The organism is Bifidobacterium sp. CP2 (genome assembly GCF_018555635.1).
GTDB lineage: Bacteria > Actinomycetota > Actinomycetes > Actinomycetales > Bifidobacteriaceae > Bifidobacterium > Bifidobacterium saguinibicoloris.
Genome location: NZ_JAFEJX010000001.1, coordinates 274,621 through 290,037, shown reverse-complemented (window position 1 = coordinate 290,037; position 15,417 = coordinate 274,621). Strand labels below are relative to the sequence as shown.

The window sequence follows — 15,417 nt, the reverse complement described above, 5'->3', positions numbered from 1 at the left end:
GCGAACACGATAGGGGGTGCGCAATGACCAGGTTCAACACTCAGCTCGTGCACGGCCTGCCGGTCGGCGACAACGCCACCGGCGCCGTGAACCCGCCGATCTACAACTCAACGACATATGCCTTCGAAGGGGTCGGGTCCATGCCCCGCTACGACTACGCGCGCAGCGGCAACCCCACCCGCGAGTTCCTCGAGCGCCAGATCGCGCAGCTCGAGCACGGCACCCGCGGCTTCGCGTTCGCCTCCGGCCTCGCCGCCATCCACGCCACGCTGAGCATCTTCAAGCCGGGCGACCGCATCGTCGTCGGCAAGAACATCTACGGCGGCACCTATTCGCTGTTCCACGAGTACTTCGGCGAGCGCGGCCTCGTCTTCGACTCGGTCGACACGCACGACTTCCAGGCGCTGACGGCGGCCGTCGCCGGCGACCCTGCGAACGACGTGCCCGCGGCAAAGGCCGTCTACTTCGAGGTGCTCACGAACCCGCTGCTCGACGTGAACGACGTGCGCGGCATCGCGAACGTCGCCCACCGTTACGGGGCGCTCGCCATCGTGGACAACACGTTCGTCACCCCGTACCTGCAGCGTCCACTGGATCTCGGCGCCGACATCGTCATCCACTCCGCCACTAAGTACCTGGCCGGCCACTCCGACGTGAACGCCGGACTCGTGGTGAGTCTCGGCGAGGAGGTCGGCAACAAGCTGTACTTCGCGCAGAACCGCTTCGGCGGCGTGCTCGCGCCTCTGGAATGCGATGCGGTGCGCCGCGGCATCCAGACGCTCGCCCTGCGCATGGACCGCCAGCAGGCCAACGCGAAGGCCATCGCGCAGTATCTGCTCGCCCATCCGCTCGTCAAGACCGTGAATTACCCGGGTCTGCCTGGCCGTGAGGCGGAGCTGCGTGAGAAGGGTCTCAAGGGCGCCGGCGGCGTGCTGAGCTTCGAGGTCGTGCCCGGCGTGGACCCGGCCGACGTGCTCGACAACCTGCATGTGTTCCGTCTGGCCGTCTCGCTGGGCGCGGTGGAGAGCCTCGCGGAGCTGCCGTGTCGCATGACGCATTTCGAACTGCCGCGCGAGGAACGGCTCAAGGTGGGCATCACCGACGAGCTCGTGCGTCTCGCCGTCGGCATCGAGGACGCCGCCGACCTCATCGAGGATCTGGGGCAGGCGTTCGACATCGCCTACTCAAGGTATCTGGAACGTCACGCGGGAGCCGACGTGTTCGCGCAGCTCGCGTCCGGCGTGTTCGCCTGACGGGAACGATACGGAGACGGAGCGGCACGGAAGGGGAAGGAACGTCGCGGCCGGTTCGGGGGATCCGGCCGCGACGACTTTTTCGTGTGTTCTCCGATGTGCTTCCTCCGACGTTCTGTGGGATGCGGCCTGTCCGCCGCATCCCAAGGCCCCGGCATGCGTCCGCATGCCGGGGCCGAATCGTGTCGTCCATGCCGCGGCGCGTCCGCGCCGGCGGAGGCCGTCACTCGGTGAAGCCCTGCTCCCTGATCTGTTCGAACAGCTTCACGTCCGTGGTGCGTGTGGCGAGGCCGGCCACATAGTCGGTGAATCCGGTCAGTGGATTGTCCGGGTTGCGGCGCTCGTAGTAGTCGTGTACGTCCTTGTCGAAGTCCGCGAGCGCGCCCACGAGGTCCGGCGTGTCCCCGTCGGACGGGTAGACGTCGTCGAAGTATTGGAATGCGATCGGCGGGCGCGGCTTGAGCTCCGGCACCTTGACCGGCTTGCCGATGGCCAGGCCCAGCACGGGGAACACGTGCTTCGGCAGGTGCAGGGCCTCGACGAGCTGCGGGACGCCGCGGCTGATGGCGCCGAGGATCACCGCGCCGAGGCCCAATGATTCCGCCGCGGTCTCGGTGGCGTGCACGGCGAGCACCGCGTCGTCGTACGCCTGCAGGAACAGGTGCGTGGAGGACAGGACGCCGCCGGCCGTATCGACGCCTTTCTCCTCGGCGATGCGCAGGTTGCGGTGCTGGTCCGCCAGGAAGATGTACAGCAGGGGAGCGCGGGCGATGCGCGCATGCCCGCAGATCGAGGCGACGAGTTCGCGCAGTTTCGGATCCTTGACGCGGATCACGGACCACGAGCTCAGCGATTCGCTGGTGGCGGTCTGCCGGGCCGCCTGTTCGATGGCGTCGATGGTCTCCTGGTCGATGGGTTCCTCGGCGAACTTGCGGATGGTGCGCCGGCTTTCCAGGATGCCGAGCGTGGCGTTCCGGGCCGGATCGGCGCCGGCGCTTTCGGGCGGGAACGGGATGGCGGATGCTGTCATGGTGACCTCCTTGTCGATGGCCTGGAACGGCCGTATGCATGGGTGCGAGTCGTTGACTGCCGATTGTAGGCGGCATGGCCGGATGACGGCGTACGGCTCGCGGTCCGCCGCCATCCGAGGGTTCCCGGCCGGGAATCACGGCCGGGGATTCATAGCGTGCCGGGGATTCACAGCGTGCCGGGGAACGGGTCCTCCACGCCGTGCGGCCAGTCGAGCGTGCCGGTCTCCACGCCGTACAGCTGCAGGAGCGCGGCGGCCACGCCGGCGGTGCCGTCGCTGTAGCCGATGCGCGTGCCGATGTTCTCCGGGTGCAGGCGCTCCCACGCCACGGGCCAGTCGGAGGAGCCGTCCTCGTGGCGGTACTCCCAGCCGAGCAGCACGGCCGCGGCGCGTTCGGCCAGCTTCTTCCAGCGTGCGCGGTGCCCGTTCACGTCCGCCGCGTACAGGTCGACGAACAGCTGGAGCAGGCCGGCCGTGCCGCAGCACTGGTTCGGCGTGTTCCACAGGCCCTTGGACATGTGTTCCGGGGCGCCCCAGGATTCGAGCCCGTCGACCATGTCCTCGATGACCTTGAGGTGCCGTTCCTCGCCGGTCTTCTCGTACAGCTTGTAGTAGAACGAGCTCGTACCGGCCGGCCCGTGGCAGTGGCCCAGATAGTAGAACGGCTTGCGCGTGCCCAGCAGGTAGGGCAGCAGCGCGCCCTTCTCCTGCGGGACGAACTGCGTGGCGAGGTAGCGTTCGCATGCCTTCGCCGCCTCGAGGTAGCGTTCGTCGCCGAGCACGTCGTTGAGGAGCAGCAGCAGGTATCCGGCTCCCGCGGTGCCGTAGGAGAAGTTCAATGGCTCGTAGGGCATGATGCCTTTGAAGCCGTCGTATTTGAGCCCCTGCGGCCCCGGCATGCCGTCCGCGAGCGCCGGCCCGGGCACGGGCTCGCCCTGGGCGAGGAACCATGCGGCCCCTTCGGCGATGAGGTCGCGCACCCAGTCCTCGGGGACGCTTTCGTACAGGCGGATGAGGTACAGGAGGATGCCGCCATCGAACGAGAGCGCCGTGTTGCCGGTCCAGTGCGCGCCCGCGCCGTCATGCACGGCGGTGTCGCGGTAGTATTCGCCCACGGCCCGCGCGGCGTCGGCGAATTCCTGTACGCGGTAGTGTTCCGCGAGGTACAGGAGGATGGCGCCCGCGCCGCCGACGCCGGAGCCGTAGCCCTCCTCGTAGGAGGGGAAGTTCGAGGTGTCGTGCGTGAGCGTGAGTGTGCGTTTGTCGATGATGTCGCGCCAGTGCAGCGCCAGATAGTGGCCTGCCTTGATGGCGATGCGGTCGTATTCGCCCTGCGAGGTGATTCGCGCGAGTTGGCTGTAGAGGAAGGCGAGGCCCGCGACGCCGGCGTACAGGGTCAGGCTCGGGTTGTCGCCTGGCGTGTCCGGCGACCAGTGGATGCCGTCGGCGTCCTCCACCTGGCGCGTGGCGATGAACCGTTCGGCGCGCAGCGCGGCCTCGAGATAGTCCTTCGGCGACGTGGCCTCGCGCGTGGGATACGCCTTGCCTCGCGCGAATTCGTAGCGCGGGTCCGCGTATTCGCCCGGCAGGGTGGCCGTGCTTTCGGCGGGGTTCGCCGCGGCCTCCCGCGGGGCGGCGGGCGCGATGGTCGTTGCTGTCATGTGTTCCCCTTCATGAGATGGGTGGCCGGCGGGCGCAGGCTCACCAGAGCTTGTATTCCTCGGCCTGTGCGGCGAGTTCGTCACGGAAATCGGGGTGGGCGATGGCGATGAGGCCGCGCACGCGGTCCGCCACGGACTTGCCCTTGAGCTTGGCGATGCCGTATTCGGTGACGACGTAGTCGATTTCGTTGCGGCCCACCGTCACGATGGAGCCCGGCGTGAGGATCGACTTGATCTTCGAGACGGTGCCGTGCTTCGCCGTGGATTTGATGGCGATGATCGACTTGCCGCCGCGCGAGTGGTTCGCGCCGATGGCGAAGTCGGCGGCGCCGCCGGAGCCCGAATACTGCAGCGTGCCGATGCTCTCCGAGCAGACCTGCCCGGTGAGGTCCACCTCGATGGCGGAGTTCACGGAGATCATGTTGTCGTTCCTGGCGATGATCTGCGGGTCGTTGGTGAAGCTGCCGGGCATGATCCACACGGCCGGGTTCTCGTCCACGAACTCGAACAGCTCCTGCGTGCCCACCACGGAGGTGGCCACGATCTTGCGCGGCAGAAGGGTCTTGCGGCGTCCGTTGATGACCCCGTCCTTGGCGAGCTGGGCGATGGCGGTGGTGACCACCTCGGTGTGCACGCCCAGGTCGTTCTTGTCGCCGAGGAAGTGCGCGGCGGTGTCCGGGATCTTGCCGACGCCCAGCTGGATGGTGTCGCCGTCGTGGATGAGCGAGGCCACGTTGCGTCCGATGGAGATGTCCGCCTCGTCCGGCGTCTGCTCGGGGATCATGTCCACCGGGGTGGTGTCTTCGGTGATGAAGTCGACCTCGGAGATGTGGATCTCCGTGTAGCCGAGCGTGCGCGGCAGTGTGGGGTTGACCTCGACGACCACCTTGTCCGCGTGGGCCATGGCCTCGCGTTCGAAGCCGCCGGCCACCAGATGGAAGTAGCCGTGCTCGTCCATCGCGGAGACGAGTGCCACGTACAGGTCGATGTGTTCGGCCTTCTCGTCGCGCCCGTAGCCGTTGTGCACGTTTGCGGGCACGAAGTCGGTGATCTTCGCGTCGTGGATCTTGATGCTCGGGAAGTCGGTGAACGTGGTGCGCGCCTGGATGTGGCCCTTGTACCGGTCGGTCTCGAGGAACGGGTAGGAGTGGGCGAACTGGCAGTGCAGGAGCGTCACGTCCTTCACGTCGTCGCCGATGGTGTGCAGCTTGCGCAGGAATCCCGGCGGCTCCTTGATGCCGGTGTACAGCACGTCATGGTCCTTGATGGTGCGCAGCACCTCTTCGACGGCGACGTGTTTGCGGGCGTATTCGGCTTCGTACGAGGTCATGGATCGGTGTTCCTTGTTGGGTCGGTGTCCGGTGTCCGGAACGGGTTTCGGTTGGTTTCCTGCCGGTTTCGGCCGGGGATGCGAGGGATGGCCCGCGGGCCGTGGGGCGTCAGTGGATGCCGGGGATGGAGTCGACGAGGCGGCGCGTGTACGCGTGCTTCGGGTCGCCGAGCACCTCGGCCACCGTGCCCTGCTCCACCAGGTTCCCCTTCTCGATGACGGCGACGTGGTCGGCGATCTGCGCCACGACGGCCAGATCGTGGGAGACGACGATGTAGGTCAGTCCCAGCTCCCGCTGCAGCTCGGCGAGCAGGTCGAGGATCTGCGCCTGGACCGTCACGTCGAGCGCGGAGACCGGTTCGTCGAGCACGATGATGCGCGGCCGGATGGCCAGCGCGCGTGCGATGGCGACGCGCTGGCATTGGCCTCCGGACAGTTCGCCGGCCCGCGCCTTGAGCACGGACTGGGGGAGCGCCACGCGTTCGATGAGTTCGGCGGCGCGCGCGTCGCGCGTCGCCCGGTTGCCGATGCGGAACGCCTTGAGCGGCTCCTCGATGGCGTCGCGGATGCTCATGCGCGGGTCGATGGAGTCGAACGGGTTCTGCTGGACGAGCTGGATGTTGCGGCGCGCTTCGCGCAGGCGGCGTCCCCTGAGCGCGGAGACGTCCTGTCCTTCGACGAGGATCGTGCCGCTCGTCGGCTGCTCCAGGGCGAGCAGCATGCGCAGCAGCGTGGTCTTGCCGGAGCCGGATTCGCCCACGATGGCGAGCGTCCTGCCCGCTTCGGCCTTGAGGCTCACGTGGTTGGAGGCGGCGAACTCGCGTTCGGGGGCGTCCACCTTGAACAGTTTCGTCACGTCGCGCCATTCCACGGTGCCCAGGGTTCCGTCGGCTTCGGCCTGCGCCTCGTCGACGATGCGGTCCACGTCCTCGCCGAGGTCTCGTTCCGTCTCCTCGTCCACATGGAACGCGGGGGCGGATTCGAGCAGGCGGACGGTGTACGGGTCCCGCGGGTGTTCGAGCACGCGGGCGGTGGGCCCCTGTTCGACGATGACGCCGTGGTTCATCACGATGACCGTGTCGGTGCGGTCCGCGGCCACGGCCAGGTCGTGCGTGATCATGAGCAGCGTGATGCCGCGCTCCCCGACGAGCCTGTCGAGCAGGTCGAGCACCTTCTTCTGCACGGTGACGTCGAGGGCGCTGGTGGGCTCGTCCGCCACGATGACGTCCGGGTCCGAGGCGAGCGCGGCGGCGATGAGCACGCGCTGCTTGAGCCCGCCGGACAGTTCGTGCGGATACTGGCCGGCGCGCAGCTTCGGATCGTCGAAGCCCACTTCGGACAGCAGCTTCAGCGTGCGCTCGCGCGCCTCCGCCTTCGTCAGGTCCTGGTGCGCGCGGATCACCTCGTCGATCTGCGCGCCGATCTTCATCGTCGGGTCGAGGCTGGTCTGCGGGTCCTGCGGGACGAACGCCACCACCTTGCCGCGCAGGGACCGGCGCTCGTCCTCGTCCGCGGCGAACAGGTCGTGGCCGAGGACCTCTGCCTTGCCGGACGTGCGCGCGCTGGACGGCAGGATGCCGAGCAGCGCGTCGGCGATGGTGGATTTGCCGGAGCCGGATTCGCCGACGATGGCGGCGGTCCGCCCCCGCGCCACGGTGAAGGACGCGTCCTTCACGGCATGCACCTCGCGCCGGTTGGTCACGTAGGTGATGGTGAGGTGCTCGATGGCGATGGCGGGGACGTCGTCGGCGGGGGAGGCCTGCGGGGACGTGGCTTCGAGGACGGCGATGGCGGGGAGGGTATCGGCGGTCACTGGTTCACCGCCTTCTTGGCCGCGTTCGCCAGCACGGTGACGGACAGGACCGTCGCCACGACCACGAGGCCGGGGATGAGCGGCACCCACGGGCTGGTGAGCAGGTAGTTCTTGCCGTCGTTGATGAGCGTGCCCCATTCGGCGGCCGGCGGCTTGGCACCGAAGCCGAGGAAGCTCAGCGTGGCCACGGCCATGATGACGCGGCCGAAGTCCAGCAGGGCCAGCACGACGACCGGGCCCAGTGAGTTGGGCAGGATGTGGGTGAGCACGATGCGCAGCGGGGAGCATCCGCACACGCGGGCCGCGTCCACGTAGGAGCGTTCCTTGACGGTGAGCACCTGGGAGCGGGTGGTGCGGGCGAACGCCGGGATCATGCCGATGCCGATGGCGATGGCCACGGGGATGGTGCCGAAGCCGATGGCGGTGACGATGGTGATGGCGAGCATGAGGCCCGGGATGGCGAGCAGCACGTCCACGAGGCGCATGACCGCCGCGTCCACGGCGCGGCCGGCGTATCCGGCCACGATGCCGATGGCGAGACCGCCCAGCGCGGCGATCGCCAGGGACAGCAGGCTCGCGGAGATGGTGGCGCGGCCGCCGTAGACGACGCGCGCGAACATGTCGCGTCCCAGCTGGTCGGTGCCGAACCAGTGCGCGGCGTCCGGCGCGAGCAGCTTGTCCGCAGGGACGGTCCGGGTCGGGTCCACCGGGGTGACCAGCTGCGGCAGCAGCGCGGAGACGATGACCAACGCGGCGACGACCCCGGCCAGGAAGGTGGCCGGATGGCGCAACGGGTAGGAGAGCGTCGAACGCAGGCGCTCGGACAGGGTGATCCCCGCGGCGGGACGGAGGGCGGAGACGACGGCGCCGTTCACGGCGGCACGCTCCACGGGGGCGACGGACAGTTCACTCATGATGCGATCCTTTGCGACGAGTATCCGATGCGCGGGTCGAGCAGCGGATAGATGAGGTCCACGACGAGGTTGACGACGACGAATGCGGCGGCGGCGAGCACCACGGTGCCGAGCACCACGGGAATGTCCTGCGTGGAGACGGACTGTTGGATGAGGGAGCCCAGACCCTGACGGGAGAACACGGTCTCGGCCACGATGGCGCCCGTGACGGTGTCGCCGACGATGAGGCCCAGGATGGTGAGCACCGGCAGCGACGCGTTCTTGACGGCATGGCGGATGATGATGCGGCTGCGGCCCAGACCGTGGGCCACCGCCACCTTGACGAACGGCTCGTCGAGCACCTCGTCGAACCCGCTCATGAGCAGACGGCTCAGCAGCGCGGTGGTGGGGATGGACATGGTGACGGTCGGCAGGATGAGCGACTGCCAGCCCTGATTGCCCATCGAGGGCAGCCATCCGAGCCAGAAGCAGAACACCTGCATGAGCAGCAGGCCCACCCAGAAATGCGGCACGGAGACGCCGAACGTGGGCAGCGCATCAAGGACGGAGCGGATGACCCTGTTGTTGGTGAACGCGGCGGCGAACGCCAGCAGGAACGAGACGACGAGCGCCAGGGCGATGGCCAGCAGGCTGATAAGCAGCGTGCTTGAGACACGCGAGGCGATGAGCTGCGCCACCGGCTGGTCCAGCTGGTAGGAGATGCCGAAGTCGCCGTGCAGGGCCCCGACGAGCATCGACGCGTACTGCTGGAGGGGGTTGTCGCTCAGCCCGTACGTGCGCTTGAGCACGGCGATCTGGTCGGCGCTGAGCGTGGAGAGGTCGGCGCCCTTCGCCTGTGCGATCATCATCAGCGGGTTGGCGGGCAGCAGTTCGAGGATGACGTAGGCCACGGTGTAGGCGGCCCACAGCACCAGGACGGCCTGACCGAGCCGGCCCAGGATGTAGCGGATCCGATATGCCCTCATGCGCATGTTCCTTTCAGATGGTCCGGCCTCCCACTGTCCCCAGCCCGACCGGAAGCCGGGGAGGCGATGTCCCGAAACGACGTGACGGACGGACCCCGGCGAATACGCTCCGAATGTACGGCAGCGCGGAATCGGCGTGCAACCGCGCCTTTATACCCGTTGGTTATAGGGTGTTCTAAAACGCCGGCGTCGCAATCGTCGGCGCGGCCGGCGCGTACGCGGATTCCTCCCACGCCGCGCCGGGATGTCCAAAACCCTATAGCCGCCCCTTATAGGCTCGCCCCGGAAAAAGCGATACCGCGCCGCCGGTTCGCGCGGCCGCGGTTTGCTATGTTCGGGTCAGTATGCAGAGCCGCCCGTGCCGTCACGGCGGGGAAGGAATGGGACCGATGCCGAAATTCGCCACACAGGCCATCCATGCGGGATACGATCCCGCCGACCACGACCATGCGGCCGTGCCGCCCGTCTACGCCTCGGCGGCGTTCGACCTGGGCGACGCGCTGCGCGGCGACGCGTTGGCCGCAGGCGACCTCGACGGCTTCGAATATTCGCGCGTGGCCAACCCCACCGTCGACGCGCTGGAGCGGCGTCTCGCCGCATTGGAGGGCGGCATCGGCGCGGTGGCGGTCGGATCCGGCATGGCCGCCGTCACCTACGCGCTCATGTGCGCCGGCGAGGGCGGCGGACGCATCGTCGCCCCCTACGACCTGTACGGCGCGAGTGTGGACGCGCTCGGCGACTTCCTGCCCCAGTTCGGCATCCACGCGGACTTCGTCGACGACATCAACGACCTCGACGAGGTCGCCTCCAAGATCGGCCCGGACACGCGCGCCGTGTTCGCGGAGACCGTGGCCAACCCGTCCACGGCGGTGCTCGACATCGAACCGCTGGCCAAGCTCGCCCACGCGCACGGCGTCGCCCTCATCGTCGACAACACGGTGCCCACGCCCTACCTGCTGCGGCCCATCGAACACGGGGCGGACGTGGTCGTCCACTCCACCACGAAGGGCATCACCGGACACGGCAACGCCATCGGCGGCGCCATCATCTCCGGCGGCACGTTCGACTGGGCCAACGGACGTTTCCCCCAGTTCACCGCGCGCCAGCAGGTCATCAGCGACGACCGCGCGGGCGTATGGCACAGCTTCGCGGAGAAATTCGGGACGGCCGCGTTCATCAAGCGCATCCGCATCAAATACCTGCGCACGTTCGGCGCCGTGGCCAGCCCGTTCAACGCGTATCTCTCGCTCGTCGGCCTCGAGACGCTGCCGCAGCGGGTCTCGCGGCAGGTCGAGACCGCCACGCGCATCGCCGCGCACCTCACGCGCACGCCGCACGTGGTGAAGGTCAACTACTCCGGGCTCGGCAACACCCCGCAGTTCGAGCTCGTCCGCCGCTACTTCCCGAACGGCGTGGGACAGATCCTCTCGTTCCTCGTGGACGGCAGCGCCGACAACGTGCGCCGCATCATCGACGGCACGAAGCTGTTCTCCTACGTGCCGAACATCGGAGACGCCCGCTCGCTCATCGTGGACCCGGCGCACATCACCCACCGCGAGGTGCCCGCCGAGGCGCGCATCGCCGCCGGCGTCACCGACAACCTCATCCGCCTGTCCATCGGGCTCGAGGACGCGGGCGACCTCATCGCCGACCTCGACCAGGCCATCGCCGGCGCCTACTGACGCCGGCCGCAGGCGGGACGGCCTCCGCAGCCGCCCGAGACGTGTCACATGAGCAGCGCGGCACCGTCCTTGACGACGATGAGCGCGACGATCGCGAGGACCCACACCACGTCCACCATGAGGTCGTAGTTGAGACGGTAGTACGTGTCGAGCCCGCGCGGGGAGTCCCCGGAGCCACCGGGCAGCCGCTGCACCACCGCGGTGGCATGGCTGAGCGCCATGAACTGGATGGTGGTGGAGAACATGAGCGCCAGGCACCACGGGCACAGCGCGTTGATGACGAACAGGGACTGCGAGGTCAGCCAGTACGAGTACAGGAGCGCCGCCAGACCGCCGAACCACGTGCAGGCGGCGAACCAGCGCGGCACACGCACGCGCGCGAGGCCGATCACCGCGATCGTGACGAACACCGATTCCGCGGCGATGCCGAAGAACGCGTTCGGATAGCTCAACCCGCCGAACCTCACGATCTCCGACTGCCAGGACTGCGCCACCGTCGAGCAGGACAGCACCGCGTTCACGTCGCAGCCGAGCTGCCGGTCCGGATGCCGTGCCAGCTGCAGCGTCTCCGCGCTCAGCACGAACGAGACGAGCAGTGCCACGGCGGAGGCGAGCAGCATGACCAGATACGTCCACGTGGCGCCATGCCGCCACCCCTCGGGGCGCAGGACGGGTGCGTCCGTCGTCTCCTTCTCCGCCTCGCCATCCGCGCCGGTCTTCCCGATGTTCTTCCCCATATGTCGTTCCCTTCCTGAAAAACCCGATTCCCGGACCACGTCCGCGTCGTCAGAGCAGCGTGACGTCGCCGACGAGCGTGGCCGATCCGGTGAGCGTCACGTCCGTGCCGGTCACGTCGACGCGCAGCGTGCCGCCGCGCACGGTGATGAGCCAATGGTCGACGCCCGTCTTGGCGCGCAGCGTGACCGCCGTGGCGCACAGGCCGGTGCCGCAGGAGAGCGTTTCCCCGCAGCCGCGCTCGTTGACGCGCATCGTCGCCTCGCCCACGCCGGTCGCCTCGTCGATCTCGTCGATGCGCACGAACTCGACGTTCTGGTCGCTTTCGATGACCGGGGACACGACCGGCTTGACGGCCAGGTCGAGGTCCTCGACGACCGGCAGCGTGGAGAACGCGTCCTCCACCAGGGCCACCACGTGCGGGTTGCCCATGTCGACGAACGTGCCGCGCGCCGCGCCGGGCGTGCCGGGGATCGTCACCTCGTACCCGTCGACGTCGCCGATCCGCCACGCGCCCATCTCCACGCGGAACACATCGCGTCCCAGACCCTCCACGTCGCCCAGAGCGGTGAGCGTCTTGACGCCGGCGCGCGTGCCCAGACGGAACACGTCGCCGGAGAACAGGCCTCGACGCTGCGCGAACAGCGTGATGGTGCGCGTGCCGTTGCCGCACATCTCCGCGAGCGAGCCGTCCGCGTTGCGGTAATCCATGAACCAGTCGGCGCCGTGCGCGGCGCAATCGGCCACCTGCTCCGGCGTCAGGTCGGACACGTCGGCCGGATGCGCCAGACGGATCAGGCCGTCGCCGCCCACGCCGAAATGACGGTCCGTGAGGAACCGCACCTCCTCGGCGGTCGGTTCGAACGTTCCTTCCGGATCGGCGTAGACGACGAAATCGTTGCCGGTGGCGTGCGCCTTGGTGACTTGCTGCGGGATGCTCATGGCGTTCAGCTTACTCACCGCGGGCGGGTTTGGCACGGCCGTCTCAGGTGAGTAGGCTGTCGGATGAATGACGTTGGACGTGGGATGGCGTCGCGCGGCGTGCGCCCGCGACGCCGGGCGCAAGGAGGATGCGTATGGCTTCGACGGCTCCGATCGGCGTGTTCGATTCGGGTTTGGGCGGCATTTCGGTGGTCCGGCAGCTCAGGCGGGACATGCCCCATGAGCGCGTGCTCTACTACGGCGACTCCGCCAACGCGCCGTACGGCGTGAAGACCCCGGAGCAGGTGCGCGAGCTCAGCTTCGCCATCGTCGAACGCTTCATGCGCCAGGGCGTCAAGGCCGTGGTCATCGCCTGCAACACGGCCACGTCCGCCTCCGTGAACGAGCTGCGCGACACGTACGACATCCCGATCATCGGCATGGAGCCGGCGCTCAAGGTGGCGTGCGACCGCGGCGACGTGCCGTCCGACCCGCACCACATCCCGCAGCGCGTCATCGTGGCCGCCACGCCGCTGACGTTGCGCGAGCGCAAGTTCGCGAAGCTCATGGAGCGCTTCGACTCCGACAACGAGATCTTCAAGGAGCCGTGCCCCGGGCTCGTGGACATCGTCGAATCCGGCCGGCTCGGCGACCATGACCTGGTGATGCGCACGCTGCACGGCTACTTCGACCAGTACGACCTCGACCGCATCGACTCGGTGGTGCTCGGCTGCACCCACTTCGTCTTCTACCGCGACTACTTCCGCGAGCTGCTGCCCGAACGCGCCGCCGTCATCGACGGCAACGAGGGCACCGTGCGCCATCTGGGCGTCGTGCTCGAATCGCTGGGACGGCTCGCGCCGGAGGACGCGGCCGGAAGCGTCGAACTCGACAACTCCGACCCGTCCGAGCGCATCGCAAGCCTGTCGCGCCAGCTGCTCGACGCGTGAACCGTCCCGCGGCCGACGGTCGGACGGCCGGAAGGCCCGGTTATGCGACGGATGCAACGGAAACGTCCGGACGCCGCCGCGTTGTCCCGCCGCGGGGCGTAGGCTCGCCGTATCGTTTCGACGGACCGCGTCGTCCCGGCGTACGGGACGGGCGGACGGATGCAAGGGGGATCGCAATGGGATACAGGACCGCGATGATCGACGTGGGCGGCGGCTTCCGCGCCATCTTCGGCTGCGGCGTGATGGACTACATGCTCGAGGAGGGCATCGACGTCGACATGTGCTACGGCGTCTCCGCGGGCGCCGCGAACATGACCTCGTTCATCGCCCGCCAGCACGGACGCAACCACACGTTCTACACGAAGTTCGCGTTCCGCAAGGAGTACGCGAGCGCGGAGAGCTTCTTCAAAAACCACAACTTCGCGAACCTCGACTACATCTACGGCACGCTGAGCAACCACGACGGCGAGTATCCGGTGGACTTCGAGGCGTTCGAGGCGAACCCCACCGGCTTCACGGTGGTCGCCTGCAACGCGGAGGACGGGTCGACGAAGTACTTCGACAAGTCGCGCATCCGCTACGACGACTTCGACGCGGTGAAGGCGTCGTCCGCCGTGCCGGTGGCGTGCGAGCCGTACGTGGTGGACGGCGTGCCGTACTACGACGGCGGCATCGCCGATCCGGTGCCCGTGCAGAAGGCGCTGGACGACGGCTACGACAAGGTGATCCTGATCCTGTCGCGTCTGCGCGACGAGGTGCGCCAGCAGAGGAAGGACCTTGCGCCGGCGAGGATTCTCGAGCGCACGTATCCGGCGGCCGCCGAACGGCTCCGCATGCGGTACAAGACCTACAACGACGAGATCGAGCTGGCGAAGCGCTATGAGGAGGAGGGGCGCGTGCTCATCCTCGCGCCCGAAGACCTGTACGGACTCAACACGTTGAAGAAGAGCTTCGAGGGTCTGGAGATGATGTACCGCAAGGGGTATGCGGCCGCGGCCGCCATCCCCGCGTTCCTCGAGGGATGAGCGAGGTGTGAACGGTCCGGCGCGTCCGGTCCGGCGGACCGGACGCACGTGCGTATGCGGGCCGTGGGCGGTTCAGCGCCGCACGTTCACGAGCGGTTCGCCGGCCGCGTAGCGTCGCACGTTCTCCAGGGCGATGGCGATGATGCGTCGCTCGGTGGCCTCCAGATGGTTGCCGCCCGCCACATGCGGGGTGATGAGGCAGTGCGGTTCGTCCCACAGCGGGCTGGACGCCGGCAGCGGCTCCGGTTCGGTCACGTCGAGCCCCGCGCCGTGCAGCTGGTCCTCGGCGAGCGCCGCCGCCAGGGCGAGCGGGTCGACGGCGTTGCCACGTCCCGCGTTGAGCAGCACGCACGTGGATTTGAGCAGGTGGAGACGCTTCGCGTCGATGAGATGGTCGGTCTGCGGCGAGGCGGGCACGGCGAGCGCCACCACGTCCGCCTCCGGCAGCAGCGCGTCGAGCTCGTCGAAGCCGTGCATCTCGTCGATGCCGTCCGCCGGCTTCGTGCGGTCGCGGCGCACGCCCACCGTACGCGCGCCGACGGCCTTGCACAACGTGGCGAAATGCGAGCCGATGTCGCCGGTGCCGATGACGAGCACGGTGGCGCCGGCCGGGGTGAGCGCACGGCCCAGGTCGTGCCAGCGGCGTTCGTCCTGCTGACGCGCGTAGGCGGGGATGTTGCGCATGAGCGCCCACATCATCGCGAACAGGTGTTCGCCGACGGTCTGCCCGTAGGCGCCGGTCGCGTTGGTCACGGTGACGCCTTCGGCGAGGACGCCGGGGGCGACGTATCTGTCGACGCCGGCGCTCCACGTCTGCAGCCATTCCAGCCGCGGATATCCGGAGCAGTCCTCCGGCGGGATGTTGCCGACCACCGCCGTGGCCGCGCCCCTGAGGTCCGCGGGCACGCGGGCCTTCCAGACCATGGTGCCGCGCTCCATCGGGTTGCCGGCGAACTCCTGGCGCACGCCGGGGGCGGCCGCGCGGAACGCGGCGCGCTCCTCGTCGGTGAGGGGGAGACAGTTGACGATGAGACGTTCGGATGCCTGTGCTTCGTTCATGACGCCCAGTGTAGGCCCGGACGGCTCCGGGCGGGAGGGGACGCGCACGGATGTCGGCTGAAGTTCACCTCCGGTACTG

Annotated in this window: 13 protein-coding genes; 4 read left to right on the top strand and 9 right to left on the bottom strand. The window is 68.5% G+C overall.

Annotated features, from left to right (window positions below):
• The first annotated feature begins 23 nt into the window (after positions 1-23).
• A complete protein-coding gene (locus JS531_RS01150; RefSeq protein ID WP_214311434.1) occupies positions 24-1,253 on the top strand; it encodes an aminotransferase class I/II-fold pyridoxal phosphate-dependent enzyme in 1,230 nt (409 codons plus the stop codon).
• Positions 1,254-1,476: 223 nt separating this feature from the next.
• On the opposite strand, the gene JS531_RS01145 is transcribed toward JS531_RS01150, so the two are convergent.
• The 6 genes from JS531_RS01145 to JS531_RS01120 form a co-directional block, all read right to left on the bottom strand.
• The gene (locus JS531_RS01145) at positions 1,477-2,283 is read right to left on the bottom strand and encodes a nitroreductase family protein (RefSeq protein WP_214311432.1); all 807 of its coding nucleotides are present in this window, start codon (positions 2,281-2,283) and stop codon (positions 1,477-1,479) included.
• 167 nt (positions 2,284-2,450) lie between these two features.
• On the bottom strand, positions 2,451-3,944 hold the full coding sequence (locus tag JS531_RS01140) for a lanthionine synthetase LanC family protein (protein ID WP_214311424.1): 1,494 nt from the start codon (positions 3,942-3,944) through the stop codon (positions 2,451-2,453).
• A 40-nt stretch (positions 3,945-3,984) separates the two neighbouring features.
• Positions 3,985-5,274 carry an acetyl-CoA hydrolase/transferase C-terminal domain-containing protein gene (locus JS531_RS01135; RefSeq protein ID WP_214311422.1) on the bottom strand — a complete coding sequence of 430 codons (1,290 nt, stop codon included), beginning with the start codon at positions 5,272-5,274 and terminating at the stop codon, positions 3,985-3,987.
• 109 nt (positions 5,275-5,383) lie between these two features.
• The gene (locus tag JS531_RS11280; RefSeq protein ID WP_214311420.1) at positions 5,384-7,087 is read right to left on the bottom strand and encodes an ABC transporter ATP-binding protein; all 1,704 of its coding nucleotides are present in this window, start codon (positions 7,085-7,087) and stop codon (positions 5,384-5,386) included.
• Complete coding sequence (locus JS531_RS01125) at positions 7,084-8,001, bottom strand: ABC transporter permease (RefSeq protein WP_214311418.1); 918 nt, start codon at positions 7,999-8,001, stop codon at positions 7,084-7,086. The genes JS531_RS11280 and JS531_RS01125 overlap by 4 nt, the downstream gene beginning before the upstream one ends.
• On the bottom strand, positions 7,998-8,966 hold the full coding sequence (locus JS531_RS01120) for an ABC transporter permease (RefSeq protein WP_214311416.1): 969 nt from the start codon (positions 8,964-8,966) through the stop codon (positions 7,998-8,000). The genes JS531_RS01125 and JS531_RS01120 overlap by 4 nt, the downstream gene beginning before the upstream one ends.
• Positions 8,967-9,355: 389 nt before the next feature.
• Here JS531_RS01120 and JS531_RS01115 point away from each other — a divergent pair, with 389 nt between their 5' ends.
• Positions 9,356-10,648, top strand: coding sequence for a PLP-dependent transferase (locus JS531_RS01115; protein ID WP_214311414.1), 1,293 nt, complete (start codon positions 9,356-9,358; stop codon positions 10,646-10,648).
• A 44-nt stretch (positions 10,649-10,692) separates the two neighbouring features.
• Here JS531_RS01115 and JS531_RS01110 read toward each other — a convergent pair whose 3' ends face one another.
• Together JS531_RS01110 and dapF are read right to left on the bottom strand one after the other, a co-directional pair.
• Positions 10,693-11,385: a vitamin K epoxide reductase family protein gene (locus JS531_RS01110; RefSeq protein ID WP_214311412.1), complete on the bottom strand. Its 693-nt coding sequence runs from the start codon at positions 11,383-11,385 to the stop codon at positions 10,693-10,695.
• A gap of 49 nt (positions 11,386-11,434) precedes the next feature.
• Positions 11,435-12,325 carry a diaminopimelate epimerase gene (dapF, locus tag JS531_RS01105; protein WP_214311410.1) on the bottom strand — a complete coding sequence of 297 codons (891 nt, stop codon included), beginning with the start codon at positions 12,323-12,325 and terminating at the stop codon, positions 11,435-11,437.
• A 134-nt stretch (positions 12,326-12,459) separates the two neighbouring features.
• Between dapF and murI the strand changes: the two genes are divergently transcribed.
• Together murI and JS531_RS01095 are read left to right on the top strand one after the other, a co-directional pair.
• A complete protein-coding gene (gene murI / locus JS531_RS01100) occupies positions 12,460-13,254 on the top strand; it encodes a glutamate racemase (protein WP_214311408.1) in 795 nt (264 codons plus the stop codon).
• A gap of 176 nt (positions 13,255-13,430) precedes the next feature.
• Positions 13,431-14,279 carry a patatin family protein gene (locus JS531_RS01095; protein WP_214311406.1) on the top strand — a complete coding sequence of 283 codons (849 nt, stop codon included), beginning with the start codon at positions 13,431-13,433 and terminating at the stop codon, positions 14,277-14,279.
• 72 nt (positions 14,280-14,351) lie between these two features.
• Here the strand turns inward: JS531_RS01095 and JS531_RS01090 are convergent, their stop codons facing one another.
• Positions 14,352-15,338, bottom strand: a complete 987-nt coding sequence (locus JS531_RS01090) for a D-2-hydroxyacid dehydrogenase (RefSeq protein ID WP_214311404.1) — start codon at positions 15,336-15,338, stop codon at positions 14,352-14,354.
• Positions 15,339-15,417 lie beyond the last annotated feature (79 nt).

Bases quoted from the DNA above. Each gene is read 5' to 3' on its own strand.
- JS531_RS01095 (WP_214311406.1), top strand. From the start codon at position 13,431: ATGGGATACAGGACCGCGATGATCGACGTGGGCGGCGGCTTCCGCGCC.
- JS531_RS01120 (WP_214311416.1), bottom strand. From the start codon at position 8,966: ATGAGGGCATATCGGATCCGCTACATCCTGGGCCGGCTCGGTCAGGCC.
- JS531_RS01135 (WP_214311422.1), bottom strand. From the start codon at position 5,274: ATGACCTCGTACGAAGCCGAATACGCCCGCAAACACGTCGCCGTCGAA.
- JS531_RS01140 (WP_214311424.1), bottom strand. From the start codon at position 3,944: ATGACAGCAACGACCATCGCGCCCGCCGCCCCGCGGGAGGCCGCGGCG.
- dapF (WP_214311410.1), bottom strand. From the start codon at position 12,325: ATGAGCATCCCGCAGCAAGTCACCAAGGCGCACGCCACCGGCAACGAT.
- JS531_RS01115 (WP_214311414.1), top strand. From the start codon at position 9,356: ATGCCGAAATTCGCCACACAGGCCATCCATGCGGGATACGATCCCGCC.
- JS531_RS01125 (WP_214311418.1), bottom strand. From the start codon at position 8,001: ATGAGTGAACTGTCCGTCGCCCCCGTGGAGCGTGCCGCCGTGAACGGC.
- murI (WP_214311408.1), top strand. From the start codon at position 12,460: ATGGCTTCGACGGCTCCGATCGGCGTGTTCGATTCGGGTTTGGGCGGC.
- JS531_RS01110 (WP_214311412.1), bottom strand. From the start codon at position 11,385: ATGGGGAAGAACATCGGGAAGACCGGCGCGGATGGCGAGGCGGAGAAG.
- JS531_RS01145 (WP_214311432.1), bottom strand. From the start codon at position 2,283: ATGACAGCATCCGCCATCCCGTTCCCGCCCGAAAGCGCCGGCGCCGAT.
- JS531_RS01090 (WP_214311404.1), bottom strand. From the start codon at position 15,338: ATGAACGAAGCACAGGCATCCGAACGTCTCATCGTCAACTGTCTCCCC.
- JS531_RS01150 (WP_214311434.1), top strand. From the start codon at position 24: ATGACCAGGTTCAACACTCAGCTCGTGCACGGCCTGCCGGTCGGCGAC.